The sequence below is a fragment of the Pseudomonas promysalinigenes genome (genome assembly GCF_014269025.2).
Classification (GTDB): Bacteria; Pseudomonadota; Gammaproteobacteria; order Pseudomonadales; family Pseudomonadaceae; genus Aquipseudomonas; species Aquipseudomonas promysalinigenes.
In genome coordinates, this window is sequence record NZ_CP077094.1 from 621,976 (window position 1) to 637,376 (window position 15,401).

Sequence of the window (15,401 nt, forward strand, 5' to 3'; positions counted from 1 at the left end):
CGTCGGTTATAGGGGCGATCAGCGAAGGTGGGTCAACGGCATCTCGGTGCTGGCCAGTACCTGATTGAGTACGAAGCTCGAACGCACGCTGGTCACGCCTTCGATGCGGGTTAGGCTACCGAGCAGCAGTTTCTGGTAGTGGTCCATGTCGGGGACCACCACCTTGAGCTGATAATCCGCATCCATGCCAGTTACCAGGCTGCATTCGAGCACTTGGGGCAAGTTGCGGATGGCGGCTTCGAACGTCTCGAAGCGTTCTGGGGTGTGCCGGTCCATGCCGATCAACACATAGGCAGTGAGGCTCAGGCCGAGCTTCTTGCGGTCAAGCAGTGCGACCTGGCGTGAGATGTAGCCGTCGTCTTCCAGTTGCTTGACCCGACGCGAGCATGGCGATGGCGACAGGCCGATGCGCTCGGCCAGCTCCTGGTTGGAAATGCGCGCGTCGCGCTGCAGTTCAGCGAGAATGCTCAGGTCGTACCGGTCAAGTTTGCTCATGAAAAAGCCCTTTTCTGTTCGGATTGCGGTGAATTATCAATCCAGGGTTAAAAATTGCGCAAGTGCTATTTATCTGAGCAATCTTCGCAATCCTCTGCTTTGCCGGCTCCCCTATAGTTACCTACAGAATCACTGCCCGGACATCAGTCCACGGCGACGCGCCCTAGGCGGGCGGTCGCGGCCAGCCATCCAACAGGATCAGCAGGCCCCCGGGCTACGCAGCGTTCAGAAGACACTGCGAGGTGAGCCGGCACCACAAGTGCCGAGCACGGACGACAATTCCCAAAGGGAGGCCATCGGTCTCCCTTTTTTCATGGCCGCGATTTCATCTGCCTGTGGCACCAGCGCGGTAGACTGGCAGCATGGCGCTTTGGATACCGTGAGGAACTACATGAAGTCGCGCATCTGGCAGTTGGCAGGTGTTGGTTTGCTGGGGTTGAGCATCAGCTATGCGGCCTTGGCCGAAGACCCTGGCCAGTGGCATGACGGCGAGGGCGGCCCTGGCCGGCCGCTGAATTCGCGTGATGCTGCAGAGCAGACTCAGCCCCCGCGCCAGGGCTACTATCAGGACATCCCGCGGCGCAACGGTGACAATCGCCACTGGCAAGCCGGTGGCCCTGGCCAACGGCCGGGCGGTGACTGGCACGGGCGCCCGGATGGCCACGGCAATGGCTGGGGCCCCGGCCCGCAGTATCGTCCAGGGCACACTGTGGATCATTTTCCGGATCGCTACTGGAAGGTGCCGTACCGCGGCAACGACTATTTCTACTCCGGTGGCTACTGGTATCGCCCCCACGGCGGCAGTTATGTTGTGGTCAGGCCACCCTACGGCGTAAGGGTCAATTACCTGCCGGCCTATGCGCGGGAGGTGTGGCTGGGGGGCGCGCTGTTCTTCCTGGTCGCCGATACCTATTACCAGTACCTGGCCGATAGCCAAGAGTATGTGGTGGTCAACCCGCCCGCTGCCGCGCCCGCACCGCTGCCCGCAACGCCTGTGGCCGGCAACGGTTACGATGTAGTCGCTTATCCGATGTATGGGCAGGGGCAGGAACAACAAGACCAGGACCGCTATCAGTGCCACCGCTGGGCCGTAAGCCAGTCCGGGTTCGATCCAGCCACAGCACCCTATGCCCCGCCTGTGGAGGTGGCCAGCAACTACCGCCGGGCACTGAGCGCCTGCTTCAGCGGCCGCGGCTACAGCGTCAACTGACTCATACCGGGTCGGCGTGCACCATTACATCCGCCTTCGGATAACGCTGGCGGATTACCTCTGAAGCTTGCACGCACAGTTCATGGGCTTCATGCAGTGGCAGCTGCCCCGGCAGCTCCAGGTGCAGTTGCACGAACCACTGGTTGCCGGACATTCGCGTACGCAGGTCGTGCACGCCTTTGACCCCAGCGATGCCCATTACCAGATCGACCATCCCTTCGCCGATGTCGGTGGGCAACTCCTTGTCCATGAGAATCGCCGTACTTTCGCGGGCGATCTGCAGCGCACTCCAGAGGATATAAAGCGCGATGCCCAGCCCGAACAGTGCGTCCAGTTGCGGCCAGCCGAAACGGGCCAGCAGCAGGGCAAGCAGAATGCTGCCGTTGAGTAACAGGTCAGAGCGGTAATGCAGCGAGTCAGCGCGCACGGCGGTGGAGCCGGTCAAGCGGATGACTTTGCGCTGCAGTGCCAGCAGGGCGACGGTGAGCACCAGCGACAGCAGCATCACGGCGATGCCGATGCTGGTATTGCCCAGCGGAGTCGGGTCTTGCAGGCGTTCGACCGCCTGCACCCCGATCAGCACCGCGCTGACCCCGATGAACAGCGCCTGGGCCATCCCGGCCAGGGCCTCGGCCTTGCCATGACCGAAGCGGTGATCGTCATCGGCTGGGCGCAGGGCGTAATGCACAGCAAGCAGGTTGAGGAACGAGGCGACGGCATCCAGTGCCGAGTCGGTCAGCCCCGCCAATAGGCTGACCGAGCCGCTTAGCCACCAGGCCACGGCCTTGCTGACCACCAAGATGCTGGCCACGGCCAGTGAGGCACGTGTTGCCAGGCGCAGCAGGCGCTGGTGTTCGGCGGCGGTAATCATGTTCAAGTGATGTCCTTGTGCGATTTAGGCCGCAGGAACCAGGCCCAAGGCCGCCAGCTGCTCTAAGCTGCCGCGGTGCTGGATCAGCCGTGGGTCATCCAGCGGCAGGCGCTGGCCCAGCTCGCTTTGCACGATGGACTGCAGCTTGAGGTTGTCGACCTTGCCATCAGGGCTTACGGCATCACGCAGTTTGACCGGGTCGATCTGGGCCGTCCGGCCGCCGGGGTAGTAGATGGCGCCCGTGGCGAAATCGATGCCGAAGGCAATCAGGCCGGGGATTACGTAGAACAGGATGCCGATAGCATCCATGGCGGCGACCACAGGGTCGATCTTGCCGCCGATCTGGCCACGGCGATCTGGATAGAAAATAGTGCCGCAGGCCGTCAGCTGGGTCAGCAGGGTGACGATCAGGGCGCCACCAATGACGCGGGATGGGATGCGCATGTAAATCTCCGAAAAGGTGTTCAGCAGGGCAAGCGATGCGCCAGCACCTGCTGCTAAGACCATGATAGAGCAGGCTGGGTTCGCCGTTATACTCGCCACACTGTTCGAGGACCACCATGATTTCATTACCGATCGATGCCGTGTTGCCCGCCCTGCGCGAAACCTTGGAAAACCGCGACGAAGCCGTGCTCGAAGCGCCTCCGGGGGCCGGCAAGACCACTCGGGTGCCACTGGCGCTGCTCGATGCGCCGTGGCTAGCGGGGCAGACCATCCTCATGCTCGAACCACGCCGTTTGGCCGCGCGGGCTGCGGCCGAACGCCTGGCCAGCGAACTGGGGGAAAAGGTCGGCGAGACGGTGGGCTATCGCATTCGCCTGGACAGCAAGGTGGGGCCAAAGACGCGCATTGAGGTGGTCACCGAGGGCATCCTGACTCGGCGGTTGCAGGCTGACCCGGCACTCGAAGGGGTTGGTCTGCTGATATTCGACGAGTTTCACGAGCGCAGCCTGGATGCAGACCTTGCGCTGGCGCTGAGCCTCAACGGCCGGGAACTGCTACGTGATGATCCCCCGCTTAAAATCCTTCTAATGTCGGCGACTCTGGAGGGCGAGCGCCTGTCGCGTCTGCTCGACGATGCCCCTGTGGTCAGTAGCCAAGGGCGCATGCACCCAGTGGATATCCGCTGGGGGCGGCCGTTCCAGCCGGGCGAATTCATCGAACCACGGGTTGTGGATAACGTGCTGCTGGCCTTGGCTGAACAGCCTGGCAGTGTGCTGGTGTTTTTGCCCGGCCAGGCCGAAATCCGCCGTGTGCACCAGAGCTTGCAGGAGGCCCTGGGCCAGCGACCCGACATTCTGCTGTGCCCTTTGCACGGGGAGCTGGAGCTCAGCGAGCAGCGCGCGGCCATCGATTCGCCAGGCAACGGCCTGCGCAAGGTGGTGCTGGCCACCAACATCGCCGAAACCAGCCTGACCATCGACGGGGTGCGGGTGGTCATCGATGCCGGCCTTGCGCGCGTGCCGCGTTTCGACCCGGGTAGCGGCATGACCCGCCTGGACACCCAGCGCATCTCCCGAGCCAGCGCCACCCAGCGTGCCGGCCGTGCCGGGCGCCTGGAACCTGGCGTGTGCTACCGCCTGTGGTCCGAGGCCCAGCATGATCAATTGGCTGCCCACGCCAGCGCCGAGATTCTCCAGGCCGACCTAGCTGGCCTGGCTCTGCAACTGGCGCGTTGGGGCGTCACCCCAGACCAACTGCGCTGGCTCGACCAACCGCCAGCGGCGGCGTTCTCCCAAGCCCAAGACTTGCTGGCGCGCCTGGGTGCATTCAAACCGGGTAGCCATGGCCACTTGAGCGAACATGGCCAGGCAATGGCCGAACTGCCGGCACACCCGCGCATTGCCCACCTGCTGCTGCGTGGCCAGGACTTGGGCCTGGCGAGCATGGCTTGCGAGGTTGCGGCCTTGCTCGGTGAACGAGATATACAGCGTGGCGGTGGTGCCGATCTGCACAGCCGCTTGGCATTGGTCAGTGGTGAAGGCAAGACCAGCCGTGGCGCCCTGGGCGGTGTGCAGCGCGCCCGGCAGCTTGCGCGCCAGTATCGCAACCTGTTGCGCGGCAAGCCCACGGCCACGGTCGCCGACCCTGAGCACCCACGCTGGCTCGGTGGCTTGCTGGCGCTGGCCTATCCTGACCGCGTGGCGCAGCAGCGCCGCCAGGGCAGCGCCGAATACCGCCTGGCCAACGGCCGTGCCGCCCTGTTCGCGGAAGTGGACGCGCTGATGAAATGCCCGTGGCTGGTCATCGCTGACCTTGGTAGCCGCCAGGGCCAACGCGAAGAACGTATCTATCTGGCGGCCGAATTCGACCCGGCGCTGTTCGATGATGTGCTGGCAGAACAAGTCGAGCGCGTCGATATCCTTGACTGGGACGAGCGTGAACAGGTACTGCGTGCCGAACGCCAGACTAAGGTCGGTGAACTGGTACTGAGCCGTGAACCCTTGCCGGGCCTGGACGACGACGCCCGCGCCCGAGCGCTGATTGGCCTGGTGCGACGCAAAGGCCTGAACCTGCTGACCTGGACCCCGGAGCTGCGCCAGTGGCAAGCACGGGTCGCGCTGTTGCGGCAGCTGGACCTCAACAGCGAAGGCCGGAGCCAATGGCCTGATCTGAGTGACGAAGCCTTGCTGGCGAGTCTGGACCAGTGGCTGCAGCCCTACCTCGGCAAAGTGTCGCGCCTGAGCCACTTCGCTGCCCTGGACCTGCCCTCGATCTTGCGCAATCTGCTGCCCTGGCCGTTGCCCCAGCGCCTGGACGAATGGGCACCGGCCCATCTGACCGTGCCGTCCGGTTCGAACATCCGCCTGGACTACAGTGAACACCCGCCGATCTTGGCCGTGCGCCTGCAAGAGCTGTTTGGCCTGGCCGATACCCCACGCATTGCCCAGGGCCGTCAGCAGGTAAAACTGCACCTGTTATCCCCAGCGCGGCGGCCAGTGCAAGTGACCCAGGACCTGGCCAGCTTTTGGCGTACCACCTATGCAGAGGTGAAGAAGGACTTGAAGGGGCGTTACCCGAAACATTATTGGCCCGACGACCCGCTGGTGGCCGAAGCTACCGCGCGGGCCAAGCCGCGCGGTAGCTGAGCCGAATATTTTTACGTGCGCTGCTGAAGCAGGAAAGTGATGGTTTCACCTTCTTTGGTATTGAGTAGATACATGGTCTGGCCGCTGCGATGCGGCGTGTCCTTGATGGCACCCACACGGTAGCCTTGATGATCGCGCAGGTAGCAGACCAAACCGTGTTCGGTCAGCTGAAGTGGCTCGATCTTCCAATAATCAGTAACGTTGGTTCGCTGGTAGAAGCCTAAGTAGCTGTTATGGCTCAGGCCCAGCTTCTTGGGTGGTTGAGTCTTGCTTGCCAGGCTTATGTGGTAGTGCAGGCGATCGTCTGTCTGCGAGTTGAAGGCAAAATCCATCGCGATGGATTTCTCAGTGCCGCCGGCCATCAGCCAGTCGTATTGGGGGGCGATTCCCCAATTCCATTTATCGTGAGTTCTGCTCAAGCGCAACGGCACGTAGCCGCCGGTGGCGATGGCATGCAAGCGGCCGGTGAATGACCTGGCGTAAGCGTCTTGGATTTGCGAGTCCATAGCGGGTCTCCGTGTGATGAAGACCCAACCCTATGGCTTGTACGCGGTGCCTGGGAGGCAGAATGGCTTCCTCTAGGCCGTGGTCCATGCACCGCTCAGGCGCTTGCTTGACCTTCGAGCAACATGAACAGGCGGTACAGCACTACGGTACTGAACAGCTGCAGGAAGCCGCTAAGGCTATCCAAGGCCAGTTGCACACCTGGCGCAGGCTCGGGGAAGGCCATCATCAGTAGCCCGTCGATCAGCCAGATCGGTGCCAGCACCCCCAGTACGCAAATCATGATGCGCATGAAGTGCCCAGTGGTCATGCGTGCGCTTTCGCGCATCGATTGCACCACCGGTAGGCCCCGCAGTACCAGCAGGTATTCGGCGAACACCAGGTTGATCATGATCCACACGCCGGGGAACACCAGCAGTGCCAGGCCGGCCATGATCAGCAGCGAACTGATCAATACCAACAACGCCAGCTGCGGCCACAGTTGCACGGCGCGGGCGAACAGGTCGCGTTTGGGGATTGGCTGGCCGTTGCTGCGGGTATCCAGGTAAAGGATCAGCGCCGCGCTGTAGAGCGGGTAGAACAACAGGCTGATCAGCATGCCGTAGGCGGCAGAGGCCTGATCACCCAACTGGCGATACAGCAGTTCGGTGGTCAAGGCCTCGAGCACCACCAGCGGCAGGCACAGCGGGATGATGCTGGCCAGGTGACGGCGGAAGAAGTACAGGGAGTCGCGTAGAACGCTCAGCGGATTCATCAGTCAACATCGCACGGCAGTAAAAGCTGGGGCCTAACTTTAGCCTAGAGCGGTCGTTGGCTGAAAAAAGTTTCACCCGCACGATGATTGAATCTGCGGCCCGTGCGCCCCATCTTTGGCATGTCCGATGTCCTGCTCACCCCACGAGGTAGCCCAATGAACACTGATGAACAAACTCTGATCGACGGCTTGTTCGGCCGCATCAAGCAAGCCGAAGACCCCAGCCAGCCGCGTGATGCCCAGGCGCAGGCGCGGATCGAGGAGCATGTGCGCCAGCAACCGGCGGCGCCTTACTACATGGCCCAGGCGATTCTGGTTCAGGAGGCGGCGCTCAAGCGCCTGGACGAGCAGAACAAACAACTGGAAGCCGAGCTCAAGCAGGCCCGGGCACAGCTTGAGGCCACGCGGGCGAGTAGCGGCAATGGCGGCGGTTTCCTTTCCAGCATCTTCGGTGCTGGCGCGCGCACGCCAGAGCCGAATCAGCCGCAGCGCCCTAGCACGCCGGTCGCCTCCGGCGGCGGTTGGCGCGAGCCAAGTGCGCCAGGCTTCTCTGCGGCGCAACAGCAACCGCAACCACAGGCTCAGGCGCAACCTTCAAGCTTCGGCGCGGCGCCTGCCCGCAGCGGTGCCAGTAGCTTCCTGGGTGGTGCGATGCAGACCGCTGCTGGGGTTGCCGGTGGCGTGTTGCTGGCACAAGGCATCAGCAGCCTGTTCAACCACCACTCGCAGCCTGAGGAAGTGGTCGAGGTGATCAAAGAAGAGCCGACCCCGGCCAGCGACAGCGGCGGCTGGAACGACCAGGGCGGGCAACAGCAGGTCGCCGACAACAGTGACTGGAACAACGACCAAGGCGGTTGGGCCGATAGTGACTACGGCAACGATGACGGTGGCTTCTTCTCGGACGACGATACCTTCGTCTGATCGCTCTGGCATACTGGCGGCAATTCGAGGGGCGCTCTGCGCCCCTTTTCATGTCGAGGGTATGTGGTGAAAAAGATCGCGCTGTTCGCCGATGTGCAGAACCTCTACTACACCGTGCGCCAGGCCCATGGCTGCCACTTCAACTACACCGCGCTGTGGAAGGACGTCAGCCGTGAAGGCGAGATCGTCGAGGCCGTGGCTTATGCCATCGACCGGGGTGATAGCAAGCAGCAGCAATTTCAGCAGATCCTGCGCAACCTGGGGTTCGACGTACGCCTGAAACCGTTCATCCAGCGCAGTGATGGCTCTGCCAAAGGCGATTGGGACGTGGGCATCACCCTGGATGTGATCGATGCGGCCAGCCGGGTCGACCAAGTGGTTTTGGCCTCGGGGGATGGTGATTTCGACCTGTTGCTGGAACGGGTCATCCAGCGCCATGGTACCGAGGCAGTGGTGTATGGCGTGCCTGGCCTCACGGCGTTGTCGCTGATTCGCGCTGCCACCCGCTATGTGCCTATCGAGGGCGCGCTGTTGCTCAAGCACTAAGGTTTTTTTATGGAACGTATTGCGGTCATCGACTTTGAAACAACGGGCATCTCCCCCGGTGCCGGCTGCCGTGCCACTGAAGTGGCGGTGGTGATGTTCGAACGCGGGCGGATCGTCGAGCGTTATCAGAGCCTGATGAACGCTGGCGTACCGGTGCCGGCCTTCGTCGCCGGGCTGACCGGCATCACCACTAGCATGCTGCGCAGTGCGCCACCTGTGGACCAGGTGATGAACGAGGTTGCTGAATTCGTCGGGGAAACGCCGCTGTTGGCCCACAACGCCGCTTTCGACCAGAAGTTCTGGGACTACGAACTGGGCCGCATTGGCCGCAGCCGTCAGCAGCCCTTCGCCTGTTCCCTGCTGCTCTCGCGGCGCCTGCTGCCGGCGGCGCCCAACCACAAGCTGGGTACCCTGACCCGTTGGGCTGGGCTGCCGAACACCGGTACTGCGCACCGGGCCATGGCCGATGCCGAGATGGCGGCCAACCTGCTGCAACATCTGGCAGGTGTGCTGCGCCAGGCCCATGGGGTCCAGCAGCTTTCCCACCAGCTGCTTTGCCGGTTGCAGAAGACACCCGCAGCGAAAATGCGTGAAGCGTTGGCCAAGCTTGTGTGACTGGCGGTACGAAAGTGTGCCGCTAATTTCGCACTGATTTGTAACTTATCTTCCATTGCACGCAGCCCTAAACTCGGTCGCCCGAAAACGGATTTCTGAGTTGTCTGCCATGCCTGCCTCCCGTCGCTTTCCACTATTGCTCGTTGGGGCCTTTCTGGCCCTTTACCTGGTCTGGGGTTCCACCTATTTGTTCATCCGCATTGGTGTCGAGTCATGGCCACCGATGCTGATGGCGGGCGTGCGCTTTTTGATCGCGGGCAGCCTGCTGTATGGCTTTTTGCGTTGGCGCGGGGTGCCGGCGCCGACTTGGCCGCAATGGCGAGCGGCAGGTGCCATCGGGTTTCTGCTGCTCAGCTGTGGCAACGGCGGGGTGACCGTGGCCGAGCATGCCGGTGTGGCCTCGGGCGTAGCGGCGTTGGCGGTGGCTACGGTGCCGCTGTTCACTTTGCTTTTCGGCTTGCTGTTCGGCCATCGCAACTCGCGGTTGGAATGGGCCGGGATCATGCTCGGGCTGCTGGGCATCGCTCTGCTCAACCTGGGCTCGAACCTGCAAGCCAGCCCGGTGGGTGCGGCGCTTGTGCTGTTCGCAGCAGCGTCTTGGGCGTTCGGTTCGGTGTGGAGCAAAAGCCTGCCCTTACCTCAGGGCCCCATGGCCAGTGCCGCCGAGATGTTGGTGGGTGGCGCGGTGTTGTTGATCGGCAGCGTGCTGTCCGGTGAGCGCATGACGCACATGCCCACTGCGGCCGGTTGGGCTGCGCTGGCCTACCTGGTGCTGTTCGGTTCGATTCTTGCCTTCAGTGCCTACATGTACCTGCTCAAGAACGTGCGCCCAGCAGCTGCCACCAGCTATGCCTACGTCAACCCTGCAGTAGCCGTATTGTTGGGCATCGTGTTTGCCGGTGAACAGATCGGCACCGAGGAATGCCTGGCCATGGCGGTGATCATTGGCGCTGTGGTGCTGATTGGCCTGCCGCAATGGCGCAAGGCACCGCAGCCGCCGTTGAAAGGCGAAATCTGCAAGTAGCCCGAGGGGATGCGGTAAACTTGCCGCCTTCGCTGAACCCCCTCTGACGGTATTGCCATGAATTTCGCCAAACTCGGCCTGATCGAACCCTTGCTGCGTACCTTGCAGCAGCTCGACTACACCACGCCCACCCCGGTCCAGGCCAAGGCCATCCCTGCCGTGCTGGCTGGTCGTGACCTGATGGCCGCAGCCCAGACCGGCACCGGCAAAACAGCCGGCTTCGCGTTGCCTGTGCTGCAGCGCCTGGCCCTGGAAGGTGAGAAGGTCGCCAGCAATTCGATCCGCGCCCTGGTGCTGGTGCCGACCCGCGAGCTGGCCGAGCAGGTGCACAACAACGTGCGCGAATATGCGGAAAACCTGCCGCTGAGCACCTATGCGGTGTATGGCGGGGTCAGCATCAACCCGCAGATGATGCGCCTGCGCCGTGGCGTCGACCTGCTGGTGGCCACCCCCGGCCGTTTGCTCGACCTGTTCCGTCAGAACGCGGTGAAGTTCAACCAGGTGCAAACGCTGGTGCTCGACGAAGCCGACCGCATGCTCGACCTCGGCTTTGCCGAGGAGCTGCAATCGGTCTACGCCGCCTTGCCGCGCAAGCGTCAGACGCTGTTGTTCTCTGCCACTTTCTCCGAGCAGATCCGTGTGCTCGCGGGCCTGGCTTTGAACGACCCGCTGAGCATCGAAGTCAGCCCGCGCAACGCTGCGGCAACCACGGTCAAGCAGTGGCTGGTGCCGGTGGACAAAAAGCGCAAGGCGGATTTGTTCATGCACCTGCTGCGCAAGCAGCGCTGGAAGCAAGTACTGGTGTTCGCCAAAACCCGTAACGGTGTCGATCAACTGGTCGAGCGCTTGTTGGCCGAAGGCGTGAATGCCGACGGTATCCACGGCGACCGCCCGCAAGCCACCCGGCAGCGCGCGCTGGACAGCTTCAAAGCGCGGGAGGTGCAGGTGCTGGTGGCGACCGACGTCGCCGCCCGTGGCCTGGATATCGACGACCTGCCGTTGGTGGTCAACCTCGACCTGCCCATCGTGGCCGAGGACTATGTGCATCGTATCGGCCGTACCGGCCGAGCCGGTAACAAGGGCGAGGCGATTTCCCTGGTATGCGCCGATGAAGTGCAGATGCTGTCGGCCATCGAAGTGCTGACCCGGCAGACCCTGCCGCGCCATGAGGAGCCTGACTTTATCCCCGAGCACCGGGTACCGATGACCGATGCCAGTGGCCAGGTGATCAAGAAACCGAAAAAACCCAAGAAGCCGAAAGAGAACAGCGCTAAACGGGGGTTGGGACGTTGGATGGACAGTACCGAGTCGGGGCCGGCGGAGCCTTCGGTGAAGGCAGTGCGCAAGGTACCGAGTTTCAACAGCGGGCCACGCAAGCGCAAACCCTAAGCAGGCCCATTGGGAGCGGGTTTATCCGCAAAAAATTCGCCGCAGTGGATGACACGGGCTGCGCCCGTGTTCGCGGCTAATCCTCTCCCGCAGGTCAACCGTTCAACTTTGGGCTTTCAGCCAGCTTGCAGCAGCGCGTCCGGCCCTTAGCCCACTGGCGAAACACGCCGTCAGCAGATACCCCCCGGTCGGTGCCTCCCAGTCCAGCATCTCGCCGGCACAGAACACACCCGGCAGTGCGCGCACCATCAACCCTTCGTCCAGCCCCTCGAAACACACCCCACCGGCACTGCTGATGGCTTCGTCCAGCGGTCGTGTGCGTACCAGGGTGATTGGCAAGGCCTTGATCGCTTGTGCCAGTGCCTGGGGCTGCGCGAAGGTCGCCTGGTCAGTCAGCTCGCGCAACAGCCCGGCCTTTACCCCGTCGATTCCCAACTGGCTGTGCAGGTGCTTGGCCATCGACCTTGACCCACGAGGCTTGGCCAGCGCCTGGACGATTTTTTCCACAGGCTTGTCCGGTAGCAGGTCAAGCAACAGACGAGCCTGGCCTTGTTGTTCGATCGCCTGGCGCAACAGCGCCGACCAGGCGTATACCAGGCTGCCTTCAACGCCTTGCGCAGTGAGAATGAACTCGCCTTTGCGCGGCGGCATGCCAGGCACGCTCAACGCGACGTTCTTGAGCGGCGCGCCTGCGAATTTATCCACAAGCACGTCGCTCCAGCCTGCCACTTCGAAACCACAGTTGCTGGGCCGCAAGGGCGAGATATCCACAGCACGCTCGGCCAACACCGGCTGCCAGGCGCCGTCCGAACCAAGCCTGGCCCAGCTGGCGCCACCCAGGGCTAATACAACTGCGCTAGCTTCGACCAGCAATTCCCCCTGTGGATAAGCGATCCGCAGGCTCCCGTCTGAATTCCAGCCCAGCCAACGGTGGCGGGTGTGGATAACCACGCCCTGATCGCGCAGGCGCTTGAGCCAGGCGCGCAGCAGCGGGGCAGCCTTCATGTCGGTGGGGAACACTCGACCCGAAGTACCGACGAAGGTGTCGACACCCAGACCGTGAATCCAGCGGCACAGGGCATCGGCATCGAAGTCGCGCAGCAGCCCGTCGATTTGGCCTTCACGCTCGCCATAGCGCGAAACGAACTGTGGATAAGCTTCCGAGTGGGTGATGTTCATACCTCCCACACCCGCCAGCAGAAACTTGCGGCCCACCGAAGGCATGGCATCGAACACCTCTACTGCCAGGCCTGCCTGGGCCATGGCTTCTGCAGCCATCAGGCCAGCGGGGCCGCCACCGATGACAACGGCCAGGGGAGGGGATGCAGGGGACAATTCGGGCATGGTGGGCAGCAGCTTGTGGAAAAGGCCGCGTAGTTTAGCGCAGCACGGGGCGCTTGAGCACTGGTCAAAAAATAATCAGTGCTCTGCAGGCCAGGCCATTAAAGGGCTGCAGCGCCTTTCCCGCAGGTTATCCACAAGCGGTTCCACAGTCATTGTGAACAACCCATCACCCGCGCCGCGCTGTGGTGAAGAATGCCGTGACGCTTGGCCAGGGCTTCGCGGTCCTTGCTGTAGCCTCCACCGATCACGCCGACCACCGGAATATCGCGCCCCAGGCAGTGGCGCATTACCTTTTCGTCCCGCGCGGCCAAGCCGGCGTCGGTCAGTTGCAGGTAACCCAGCGCATCGTCCTTGTGTACGTCCACACCCGCGTCATACAGCACCAGGTCGGGCTGATACAGCGGCAGCAGGTAGTTCAGCGCATCTTCCACCACGTTCAAGTAAGCGTTGTCGCCCATGCCCCTAGGCAAGGGAATGTCCCAGTCGCTGTGGGCCTTGCGTGCTGGAAAGTTCTGCTCGCAGTGCAGTGACACGGTAATGGCCTCAGGCGTGTCATGGAGGATGCGGGCAGTGCCATCGCCTTGGTGCACATCGCAGTCGAAGATCAGCACCCGATGTACACGGCCGGCCTCGAGCAGGTAGCGGCTGATCACCGCCAGGTCATTGAAGATGCAGAAGCCCGCCGGGTAGTCGTAGTGCGCATGGTGGGTGCCACCGGCCAGATGGCAGGCGATGCCGTGCTGCAGCGCCATCTCGGCGGTCAGTAGCGAGCCGCCAACCGCCCGCACCGTGCGCCGGGCCAGTGCCTCGCTCCAGGGCAGGCCGAGGCGGCGTTGGTCTTCGCGCGACAGCTCACCGCTCATGTAGCGCTCGATGTAACCGCGGTCGTGGGCCAGGGCAAGGATATCGTTGGGGCAGATATCCGGGCGCAGCAGGGCTTGGTCGGTAGTCAACCCGCTTTCGACCAGGTGATCGTGCAGCAGGCGGAACTTGTCCATGGGGAAGCGATGCTCGGCGGGGAATTCCGGGCTGTAGTCTTCGTGGTAGATCAGCGGCAACGGCATGGGGAGTTCGCAATCGGGGCCAGCGCTGATCTTGCCAGTTATCGCCCCGTACTCGCCAATACCCGTTGCCAATCGGGTTCGTTCAAACGGCCAAGAACGCGTGCTTTACCCTTGGCGTCCACCGAAACGAACAGCGCACTGGCGTAGTTGCTCTCGCGTTCACCCCCGGCAACGCCTTGCTGACGAGCAAAGTGGTCGATGCAGCCGTTGTGGGTCACCAGCACCAGGTTATGCCCCGCACGTTTGTGCGCCAGGGACTCACTGGCGAACTGATTGTCGCAGTGCTCCAACCAGGCTTGGCTCGTTACGGCCTGGCCAAGAATGAAGTGCGCCGTTTGCTGAGTGCGCAGCTTGGGGCTGGCCAGCATATCGGCGCCGGCCAGGCCCAGCTTGCCCAAACCCTCGCCCACCCGCGCGGCGGCCTCGCTGCCAGCCACGGTGATACCAGTGGGGTCGCTCAAGCAAGGGCCGGGGGCGCTGTCGCAGCGCTCGGCGTGGCGGATCATCACGATTACCGCGCCGTCGGCCCAGTCCTGCAGCAGGCCGCTGTCGCTAAGCTGTTGTTCGTTTCCAAGGTCCACGATAGGGGTCCTCGTCGCTAGCCAGGTAGTGACCGCCGCGAGCATCACGCATATACCGACAACAGCACCCAGGGCCTGGCGCGACATGCGCCACTTGCGAGGTGCGTTGATGGCGGGGTAGCCCAAGGTACTGCTCGGATGCATGCGTCACTCCAATGGCGCGGCGGTAGTTGCTGGGCATTTTGCGCAGCCAGCTGTGGGGCTACGGTGAAGGGGGTGTGAAAAATGCGTTCCGGTGGCTGCCTGCTGGGTGAAACCCCTGGCCGCGCCTACGCTGTAAGATGCCCCACCGCAAAACCGGAGTTCGCCCCATGACCCCAATCCTTCAACTGGAAAGCGCACGGCTGGTGTTGCGCCAATGGCACGATGATGACCTGCGCGAGTTCGCCGCGATGTGTGCCGACCCCCAGGTGATGCGCTATTTCCCCGCGCCAATGACGCGCCTGGAAGCTGCTGCGTTGATCGGCAGGGTTCGCGGGCACTTCAACGAATACGGCTTTGGCCTGTGGGCCTTGGAGCGCAAGGACAGCGGCGCGTTTATCGGCATGACGGGGCTGTTGAATGTCAATTTCGATGCGCCTTTCGCCCCGGCGGTGGAGATCGGCTGGCGTCTGGCGCGGCGCCACTGGGGGCTGGGGTTCGCCAGCGAGGCTGCGTGGACCTGCCTGCGCTGCGCTTTCGCCCAGTTGCGCGTGGAAGAGGTGGTGTCGTTCACCAGCAAGAGCAATTTGCCGTCGCAGAAAGTCATGCAGGCCATCGGTATGATCGAAGATGTCAACGGCAGCTTCGAACACCCGCGGTTGCCCATTGGCCACCCTTTGCGCCCCCATGTGCTGTACCGCATCGACCGTGCGCATTGGGAGCAGACGCTGCGAACGGAATGACTGGCCATGCGCGGTATCTATAGCAAAGCCTGTATCATTTGCCGACTGTAAGGTGCTCGCCGAAAACGTTCAGCGCCTGTGAAACCGAGCATCGCGAGCAAGGCTCGTTC

At 62.9% G+C, this 15,401-nt stretch carries 16 protein-coding genes; 8 read left to right on the plus strand and 8 right to left on the minus strand.

Annotation, left to right across the window (positions count from 1 at the left end; translation table 11 throughout):
• Positions 1-18 precede the first annotated feature (18 nt).
• Positions 19-495, minus strand: a complete 477-nt coding sequence (locus HU725_RS02950; RefSeq protein WP_016712159.1) for an Lrp/AsnC family transcriptional regulator — start codon at positions 493-495, stop codon at positions 19-21.
• Between the two features lie 391 nt (positions 496-886).
• Between HU725_RS02950 and HU725_RS02955 the strand changes: the two genes are divergently transcribed.
• On the plus strand, positions 887-1,705 hold the full coding sequence (locus HU725_RS02955) for a DUF6515 family protein (protein ID WP_186478807.1): 819 nt from the start codon (positions 887-889) through the stop codon (positions 1,703-1,705).
• A gap of 1 nt (position 1,706) precedes the next feature.
• Here the strand turns inward: HU725_RS02955 and HU725_RS02960 are convergent, their stop codons facing one another.
• Both HU725_RS02960 and pmcY read right to left on the minus strand, forming a co-directional pair.
• Positions 1,707-2,576, minus strand: a complete 870-nt coding sequence (locus HU725_RS02960) for a cation diffusion facilitator family transporter (protein WP_060479462.1) — start codon at positions 2,574-2,576, stop codon at positions 1,707-1,709.
• Between the two features lie 24 nt (positions 2,577-2,600).
• On the minus strand, positions 2,601-3,020 hold the full coding sequence (pmcY, locus tag HU725_RS02965) for a periplasmic Zn2+ metallochaperone PmcY (protein WP_060479469.1): 420 nt from the start codon (positions 3,018-3,020) through the stop codon (positions 2,601-2,603).
• 116 nt (positions 3,021-3,136) lie between these two features.
• On the opposite strand from pmcY, the gene hrpB reads away from it, so the two are divergent.
• Entirely contained in the window at positions 3,137-5,665 is a 2,529-nt protein-coding gene (gene hrpB, locus HU725_RS02970; protein WP_186478808.1) for an ATP-dependent helicase HrpB, read from the plus strand.
• 11 nt (positions 5,666-5,676) lie between these two features.
• On the opposite strand, the gene HU725_RS02975 is transcribed toward hrpB, so the two are convergent.
• Entirely contained in the window at positions 5,677-6,171 is a 495-nt protein-coding gene (locus HU725_RS02975; RefSeq protein ID WP_186478809.1) for a hypothetical protein, read from the minus strand.
• A 95-nt stretch (positions 6,172-6,266) separates the two neighbouring features.
• Positions 6,267-6,923 carry a YciC family protein gene (locus tag HU725_RS02980; RefSeq protein WP_186478810.1) on the minus strand — a complete coding sequence of 219 codons (657 nt, stop codon included), beginning with the start codon at positions 6,921-6,923 and terminating at the stop codon, positions 6,267-6,269.
• 156 nt (positions 6,924-7,079) lie between these two features.
• Here HU725_RS02980 and HU725_RS02985 point away from each other — a divergent pair, with 156 nt between their 5' ends.
• The 5 genes from HU725_RS02985 (at position 7,080) to rhlE1 (ending at position 11,418) form a co-directional block, all read left to right on the plus strand.
• A complete protein-coding gene (locus HU725_RS02985) occupies positions 7,080-7,844 on the plus strand; it encodes a DUF2076 domain-containing protein (protein ID WP_186478811.1) in 765 nt (254 codons plus the stop codon).
• A 66-nt stretch (positions 7,845-7,910) separates the two neighbouring features.
• Positions 7,911-8,390: a LabA-like NYN domain-containing protein gene (locus tag HU725_RS02990; protein WP_027917740.1), complete on the plus strand. Its 480-nt coding sequence runs from the start codon at positions 7,911-7,913 to the stop codon at positions 8,388-8,390.
• A gap of 9 nt (positions 8,391-8,399) precedes the next feature.
• Positions 8,400-9,005: a 3'-5' exonuclease gene (locus HU725_RS02995; protein WP_186478812.1), complete on the plus strand. Its 606-nt coding sequence runs from the start codon at positions 8,400-8,402 to the stop codon at positions 9,003-9,005.
• Positions 9,006-9,114: 109 nt separating this feature from the next.
• Positions 9,115-10,029: a drug/metabolite exporter YedA gene (gene yedA, locus HU725_RS03000; RefSeq protein ID WP_060479456.1), complete on the plus strand. Its 915-nt coding sequence runs from the start codon at positions 9,115-9,117 to the stop codon at positions 10,027-10,029.
• Between the two features lie 57 nt (positions 10,030-10,086).
• The gene (rhlE1, locus tag HU725_RS03005) at positions 10,087-11,418 is read left to right on the plus strand and encodes an RNA helicase RhlE1 (RefSeq protein ID WP_186478813.1); all 1,332 of its coding nucleotides are present in this window, start codon (positions 10,087-10,089) and stop codon (positions 11,416-11,418) included.
• A gap of 102 nt (positions 11,419-11,520) precedes the next feature.
• On the opposite strand, the gene HU725_RS03010 is transcribed toward rhlE1, so the two are convergent.
• The 3 genes from HU725_RS03010 to pmrG form a co-directional block, all read right to left on the minus strand.
• Positions 11,521-12,762, minus strand: coding sequence for a TIGR03862 family flavoprotein (locus HU725_RS03010; protein ID WP_186478814.1), 1,242 nt, complete (start codon positions 12,760-12,762; stop codon positions 11,521-11,523).
• A 149-nt stretch (positions 12,763-12,911) separates the two neighbouring features.
• Positions 12,912-13,826 carry a histone deacetylase family protein gene (locus tag HU725_RS03015; protein WP_060479453.1) on the minus strand — a complete coding sequence of 305 codons (915 nt, stop codon included), beginning with the start codon at positions 13,824-13,826 and terminating at the stop codon, positions 12,912-12,914.
• 38 nt (positions 13,827-13,864) lie between these two features.
• Positions 13,865-14,551, minus strand: a complete 687-nt coding sequence (gene pmrG, locus HU725_RS03020) for a lipopolysaccharide core heptose(II)-phosphate phosphatase PmrG (RefSeq protein WP_186478815.1) — start codon at positions 14,549-14,551, stop codon at positions 13,865-13,867.
• A gap of 167 nt (positions 14,552-14,718) precedes the next feature.
• Here pmrG and HU725_RS03025 point away from each other — a divergent pair, with 167 nt between their 5' ends.
• Positions 14,719-15,291 (plus strand): GNAT family N-acetyltransferase, encoded by a 573-nt coding sequence (locus HU725_RS03025; RefSeq protein WP_186478816.1) that lies wholly within the window; start codon positions 14,719-14,721, stop codon positions 15,289-15,291.
• The last annotated feature ends 110 nt before the right edge of the window (positions 15,292-15,401 follow it).

Excerpts from the sequence above, each read along its gene's own strand:
- HU725_RS02950 (WP_016712159.1), bottom strand. The coding sequence starts at position 495 with ATGAGCAAACTTGACCGGTACGACCTGAGCATTCTCGCTGAACTGCAG.
- HU725_RS02955 (WP_186478807.1), top strand. The coding sequence starts at position 887 with ATGAAGTCGCGCATCTGGCAGTTGGCAGGTGTTGGTTTGCTGGGGTTG.
- HU725_RS02960 (WP_060479462.1), bottom strand. The coding sequence starts at position 2,576 with ATGATTACCGCCGCCGAACACCAGCGCCTGCTGCGCCTGGCAACACGT.
- pmcY (WP_060479469.1), bottom strand. The coding sequence starts at position 3,020 with ATGCGCATCCCATCCCGCGTCATTGGTGGCGCCCTGATCGTCACCCTG.
- hrpB (WP_186478808.1), top strand. The coding sequence starts at position 3,137 with ATGATTTCATTACCGATCGATGCCGTGTTGCCCGCCCTGCGCGAAACC.
- HU725_RS02975 (WP_186478809.1), bottom strand. The coding sequence starts at position 6,171 with ATGGACTCGCAAATCCAAGACGCTTACGCCAGGTCATTCACCGGCCGC.
- HU725_RS02980 (WP_186478810.1), bottom strand. The coding sequence starts at position 6,923 with ATGAATCCGCTGAGCGTTCTACGCGACTCCCTGTACTTCTTCCGCCGT.
- HU725_RS02985 (WP_186478811.1), top strand. The coding sequence starts at position 7,080 with ATGAACACTGATGAACAAACTCTGATCGACGGCTTGTTCGGCCGCATC.
- HU725_RS02995 (WP_186478812.1), top strand. The coding sequence starts at position 8,400 with ATGGAACGTATTGCGGTCATCGACTTTGAAACAACGGGCATCTCCCCC.
- yedA (WP_060479456.1), top strand. The coding sequence starts at position 9,115 with ATGCCTGCCTCCCGTCGCTTTCCACTATTGCTCGTTGGGGCCTTTCTG.
- rhlE1 (WP_186478813.1), top strand. The coding sequence starts at position 10,087 with ATGAATTTCGCCAAACTCGGCCTGATCGAACCCTTGCTGCGTACCTTG.
- HU725_RS03010 (WP_186478814.1), bottom strand. The coding sequence starts at position 12,762 with ATGCCCGAATTGTCCCCTGCATCCCCTCCCCTGGCCGTTGTCATCGGT.
- HU725_RS03015 (WP_060479453.1), bottom strand. The coding sequence starts at position 13,826 with ATGCCGTTGCCGCTGATCTACCACGAAGACTACAGCCCGGAATTCCCC.
- pmrG (WP_186478815.1), bottom strand. The coding sequence starts at position 14,551 with ATGCATCCGAGCAGTACCTTGGGCTACCCCGCCATCAACGCACCTCGC.
- HU725_RS03025 (WP_186478816.1), top strand. The coding sequence starts at position 14,719 with ATGACCCCAATCCTTCAACTGGAAAGCGCACGGCTGGTGTTGCGCCAA.